The following is a 4,304-nucleotide window of genomic DNA, read 5'->3' as shown; positions in this document are numbered from 1 at the left end:
AGAGCCGCAGGTCGTCGACCTGAACGAGCGCCGCAAGGCCATCCAGGCCAAGGAGGCCGCCGCGAAGGCGGCCCAGGCCAAGGCCGCGCGCCAGGCCAAGACCGGCGGCTCGGTGCTGGGCGGGCGCAAACATGCCCCCGTGATCCTGGTCGTCGTCGTCCTGGTGCTGCTGGCGATCTACGTCCTGCCGCGGTTCCTCTAGCGGTTGGTGTCACACCGAGCCGGGCCGGTTCGTCCTGTTGCTAAAGGCGCCACGACGGCGCCGCCGCAACGAGGACCTCCCCCCATGTCAGCCCGCCTGAACCCCTTCGCCGCCGCCCCTGAGATGATCGCCGCCATGACCGCGTTCGAGACCGCGGTGGCCTCCTCGGGACTTGAACACAGCCTGATCGAACTGGTGAAGACCCGCGCCTCCCAGATCAACGGCTGCGCCTTCTGCCTGCACATGCACACCCGCGACGCCCGCGCCGCCGGCGAGAGCGAGGAGCGCCTGCACCTGCTGGCCGCCTGGTGGGAATCCTCGCTGTTCACGCCGCGCGAGAAGGCGGCCCTGACCTGGACGGAGTCGCTGACCCTGATCGCCCAGACCCGCGCGCCGGACGCCGACTACGCCATCATGCGCGAAGAGTTCGACGAGGCCGAGGCCGTGAAGCTGACCATGCTGATCGGGGCGATCAACGTCTGGAACCGCCTGGCCGTCGGATTCCGCTCACAGCACCCGCGCAAGTGGGCGGTTGAGAAGGTAGCCTAGGGCCCGCAATTCCCAACTAGATGATCCCCCGCTGGGGGAGCATCTATCGCCGAGCAGGACTAAGCGGCCAACCGCTGCGCCACGGCCTGGTCGATCCGGGCCTTGGCCATTTCGTTGGCGACCTCGTGGGTCGGACGCGCTTCGGTCACGGCGCGGTCGAGCACTTCTTCCAAGGTCGCGGTCAACCGGTCGAGCTTGGCGCCGACCCAGGCGTCGTCAAAGGCGGCGTTCTGTTCCAGCGCCCGGATCTCGCCGGCCACATTGATGATCCCACCGCCATTGATCACGTAGTCGGGGGCGTAGAGCATGCCGCGCTCGAACACCTGGCGGCCGATCTCGAGATCGGCCAGCTGGTTGTTGGCGCCGCCGGCGATGACCTTGGCCTTCAGCTTCGGCAGGGTGGTGGCGTTGATCGCCCCGCCCATCGCGCAGGGTGCGAAGACATCTGCCTCGGCATCGAAGATCGCGCCCGGCGCCACGATCTTCGCGCCCGTGCGGGCCGCGACCTGCGCCAGTGCGGTCTCATTGACGTCGGTGATGATCAGTTTGGCGCCCGCCGCATGAAGCTTCTCGGCAAGATAGGCGCCCACATGGCCGACGCCCTGAATGGCGACGGTGACGCCGTCCAGGTCACGGTTCAACGCTCGCCGCACCGCCAGCCGCACGCCGCGGAACACGCCCTCGGCGGTGACCGGACTGGGATCGCCCGACGCGGCCGCATGGCCTTCGAGACCGGCGACGAAACGGGTCTGCCTGCGGGCGCTCATCAGGTCGGCGGGCGAGACGCCGACGTCCTCGGCGGTCCAGTAGCTGCCGCCCAGGGTGTCGACCGCGCGGCCGAACGCCTCGAACAGGGCGGGCGTCTTCATGGTCCGGCTATCGCCGATGATCACAGCCTTGCCGCCGCCCAATTCCAGGTCGGCCATGGCGTTCTTGTAGGACATGGCGCGCGAGAGCCGCAGGGCGTCCTCCAGCGCCGCATCGGCGCTGGCATAGGGCCACATGCGACACCCCCCGGCGGCCGGACCGCGGGCGGTGGAGTGCACGGCGATGATTGTCTTGAGGCCAGTTTTCTCGTCGTAGAACGAATGGACGCCTTCATGTCCTTCGAAATCGGGAGAATCGAACAAGGTCATGCCGCACTCGCCACGAGATACTGGAAGAGATTACCTAAACCCCTACGCCCCTGACCGGCGCTTCACAAGCCCGCCTGCACCTTGCGCGATCCTTCGGCCTCGACTGCCGCATTGGGCTGTGTCGGCGAACCAGGAATAGTCGGCGCTCCTGACGGGAGCGGCGCCTGGGGATCGCGAATGAACGACAATAGGTCCTCCCAGACCACCGGTCCCTGATGGTCGCGGGTCATCAGGTGCCAGCCCTTGGCGTAGTAGGCCGAGCGATCAGTCGGCTTCAGTCGGGCGGCGGCCTCGAAGGCTGGCTCCTTGGGGATAATCTCATCGTTGGCGCCGTAGATGTAGAGGACCGGCACCTTGACGGCGCCCGCGGCCTGCCAGGCCCGCTCCATCATCGCCACCAGGCCGAACAACGTGTCCGAACGCGCGCCCCAGACCATCAGCGGATCGCGGCCCATGGCGCGCAGTTCTTCGTGATTGTCGGTCGGCTGCACGCGGTTGGTCAGCCAGCGCGGCGGCTCATAGACCTTGCCGGCGGTGAACCGTGCGGCCAGCCACAGCATGGTCTTGTAGGGCAGCGGCTGGTTCGACCAGCCCCAGACGGCGGGCGACATCAGGATCAGTCGGTCCCCTGCGGGCGGGCGATCCGAAGCGAAGGCCTCGATCGCCACCGCCCCGCCCATGCTTTCGCCGGCGACGATCAACGGCACGCCAGGATGCTGGTTGTGGACCACGGCGGTGATGGTGCGCAGGTCCTCGACCATCAGCTCGTCGCCCCCCCAGATGCCGCGATTGGGCGAACGTCCGAACCCGCGCTGATCGAAGGCGTAGGTGGTGACGCCGTTCTTGGCCCAATAGGGCGCGGCCAGGTGGAAGGCGTTGGCGTAGTCGTTCATGCCGTGCAGGGCCACGACCACCGCCCTGGGCTCGCCCTCGGCGTCCCAGCGGGTGAGGCCAAGACGCGCGCCGTCGAACGAAACAAACACGTCGTTTTCCAGACGCGGCCCCTGAAAGCCCATCGGCGGCGCGCCGGCCTGCTGAACCATCAGCGGCGTACAGGCGCTGAGCATCATGGCGGCGGAAATAGCGGCAAGGCGTCTCACGGTCGCAGAATCTCCAGGACCCTTTGGCGAAGATAGGGCGTGACCTCGTCCTCGAACCACGGATTGCGCTTCAACCAGCCGGTATTGCGCCACGACGGGTGCGGCATGGGCAATATCGCCGGAGCATAGTCGCGCCAAGCCCGCACCGTCTGCGTCATGTTGGGGCCCATGCGATCGCCGAGCGCCCACGCCTGGGCATAGCCGCCGACCAGCAGGGTCAATTCAACCTTCGGCAGCTCCGCCAGCAACTGCGGCCGCCAGAGCTGAGCGCAGCGCGGCGGCGGCGGAAAGTCGCCGCCCTTCGGGTTGGTTCCTGGAAAGCAGAAGGCCATGGCCGCCACCCCGATCTCGGGCCGGCCGTAGAAGGTCTCGTAGTCGAGGCCCATCCAGGCGCGCAGGCGATCGCCGGAGGGATCGGTGAAAGGTAGGCCGCTCTCATGCACCCGCCGGCCCGGCGCCTGACCGCAGATCAGCAGTCGCGTCGCCGGGGTCACGCGCACCACCGGCCGGGGCTCATGCGGCAATTCTGGCGCGCAGGCCCGGCAGGCGGCGATATCGGCGAGGACGGCCTGGAGGCTCATATCGCCGATATAGGGATTGCGCCCTAGCTCGCCACGTCCTGCGGCGGTGCGACGCTCTCGCCCTCCAACGGCATCCGCAGGCGATAGACGCCTTTGAACTTCTCCGGATCGGCCGGCTTGCCATGGCGAGTGATGACGATCTTGCCCTGGCGGGCCAAGCCGCGCGCGGTCGAGCGCACGTGACCGGTCAGGCGCCGCCAGTTCTCGTTGTCGGCGGCGCGCGCCACTTCTTCCGACGAAGCCGATTTCCCGGCCGGGAGCTTGCCCAGCACCTCCAGGATCACGGCTTCCATATCTACGCTCATCAGCCGCCTCGTTTCATGGTTTCGCGGGCGATGACCACCTGCTGAATCTGACTGGTGCCCTCATAGATCCGGAAGATGCGTACGTCTCGATAGAACCGCTCGATACCGTGGTCGGCCACATAGCCGGCGCCGCCGAAGATCTGCACCGCCCGGTCGGCGACCCGGCCGACCATTTCCGAGGCGAAGTACTTGGAGGCCGCGGCCTCCAAGGTCACGCTGTGGCCGGCGTCACGCTTGCGGGCGCTCTCCATGGTCATGGCCTTGGCGACCAGGGCCTCGGTCTTGCTATCGGCGATCATGCCCTGGATGAGCTGGAAGCCGGAGATCGCCTGGCCGAACTGCTTGCGCTCCGAGGCATAGGCCACGCAGTCGGCCAGCAGCCGCTCGGCCACCCCGATGCAGACCGCCGAGATATGCAGGCGGCCGCGATC

At 67.7% G+C, this 4,304-nt stretch carries 7 protein-coding genes; 2 read left to right on the top strand and 5 right to left on the bottom strand.

Going from position 1 to position 4,304, the window contains the following annotated elements:
• Both Q7T84_RS21040 and Q7T84_RS21035 read left to right on the top strand, forming a co-directional pair.
• Window positions 1-202: hypothetical protein (locus Q7T84_RS21040; protein WP_304813134.1), on the top strand; the 202-nt coding region annotated here is incomplete at its 5' end.
• A gap of 84 nt (window positions 203-286) precedes the next feature.
• Window positions 287-751 carry a carboxymuconolactone decarboxylase family protein gene (locus tag Q7T84_RS21035; RefSeq protein WP_304813132.1) on the top strand — a complete coding sequence of 155 codons (465 nt, stop codon included), beginning with the start codon at window positions 287-289 and terminating at the stop codon, window positions 749-751.
• 59 nt (window positions 752-810) lie between these two features.
• On the opposite strand, the gene Q7T84_RS21030 is transcribed toward Q7T84_RS21035, so the two are convergent.
• From Q7T84_RS21030 to Q7T84_RS21010, 5 genes are all read right to left on the bottom strand, one after another.
• A complete protein-coding gene (locus Q7T84_RS21030; protein WP_304813129.1) occupies window positions 811-1,887 on the bottom strand; it encodes a Glu/Leu/Phe/Val dehydrogenase dimerization domain-containing protein in 1,077 nt (358 codons plus the stop codon).
• 62 nt (window positions 1,888-1,949) lie between these two features.
• Window positions 1,950-2,987 (bottom strand): alpha/beta hydrolase, encoded by a 1,038-nt coding sequence (locus Q7T84_RS21025; RefSeq protein ID WP_304813127.1) that lies wholly within the window; start codon window positions 2,985-2,987, stop codon window positions 1,950-1,952.
• On the bottom strand, window positions 2,984-3,568 hold the full coding sequence (locus tag Q7T84_RS21020) for a uracil-DNA glycosylase family protein (protein ID WP_304813124.1): 585 nt from the start codon (window positions 3,566-3,568) through the stop codon (window positions 2,984-2,986). The genes Q7T84_RS21025 and Q7T84_RS21020 overlap by 4 nt, the downstream gene beginning before the upstream one ends.
• A 23-nt stretch (window positions 3,569-3,591) precedes the next feature.
• Window positions 3,592-3,873: a DUF3253 domain-containing protein gene (locus tag Q7T84_RS21015; protein WP_304813122.1), complete on the bottom strand. Its 282-nt coding sequence runs from the start codon at window positions 3,871-3,873 to the stop codon at window positions 3,592-3,594.
• Window positions 3,873-4,304: acyl-CoA dehydrogenase family protein (locus Q7T84_RS21010; protein WP_304813119.1), on the bottom strand; the 432-nt coding region annotated here is incomplete at its 5' end. The genes Q7T84_RS21010 and Q7T84_RS21015, both read right to left, overlap by 1 nt.

The sequence above is a fragment of the Phenylobacterium sp. genome (assembly GCF_030654915.1).
GTDB lineage: Bacteria > Pseudomonadota > Alphaproteobacteria > Caulobacterales > Caulobacteraceae > Phenylobacterium.
This window is presented reverse-complemented; position numbering and strand designations above follow the sequence as displayed.

Excerpts from the sequence above, each read along its gene's own strand:
- Q7T84_RS21020 (WP_304813124.1), bottom strand. The coding sequence starts at position 3,568 with ATGAGCCTCCAGGCCGTCCTCGCCGATATCGCCGCCTGCCGGGCCTGC.
- Q7T84_RS21030 (WP_304813129.1), bottom strand. The coding sequence starts at position 1,887 with ATGACCTTGTTCGATTCTCCCGATTTCGAAGGACATGAAGGCGTCCAT.
- Q7T84_RS21035 (WP_304813132.1), top strand. The coding sequence starts at position 287 with ATGTCAGCCCGCCTGAACCCCTTCGCCGCCGCCCCTGAGATGATCGCC.
- Q7T84_RS21015 (WP_304813122.1), bottom strand. The coding sequence starts at position 3,873 with ATGAGCGTAGATATGGAAGCCGTGATCCTGGAGGTGCTGGGCAAGCTC.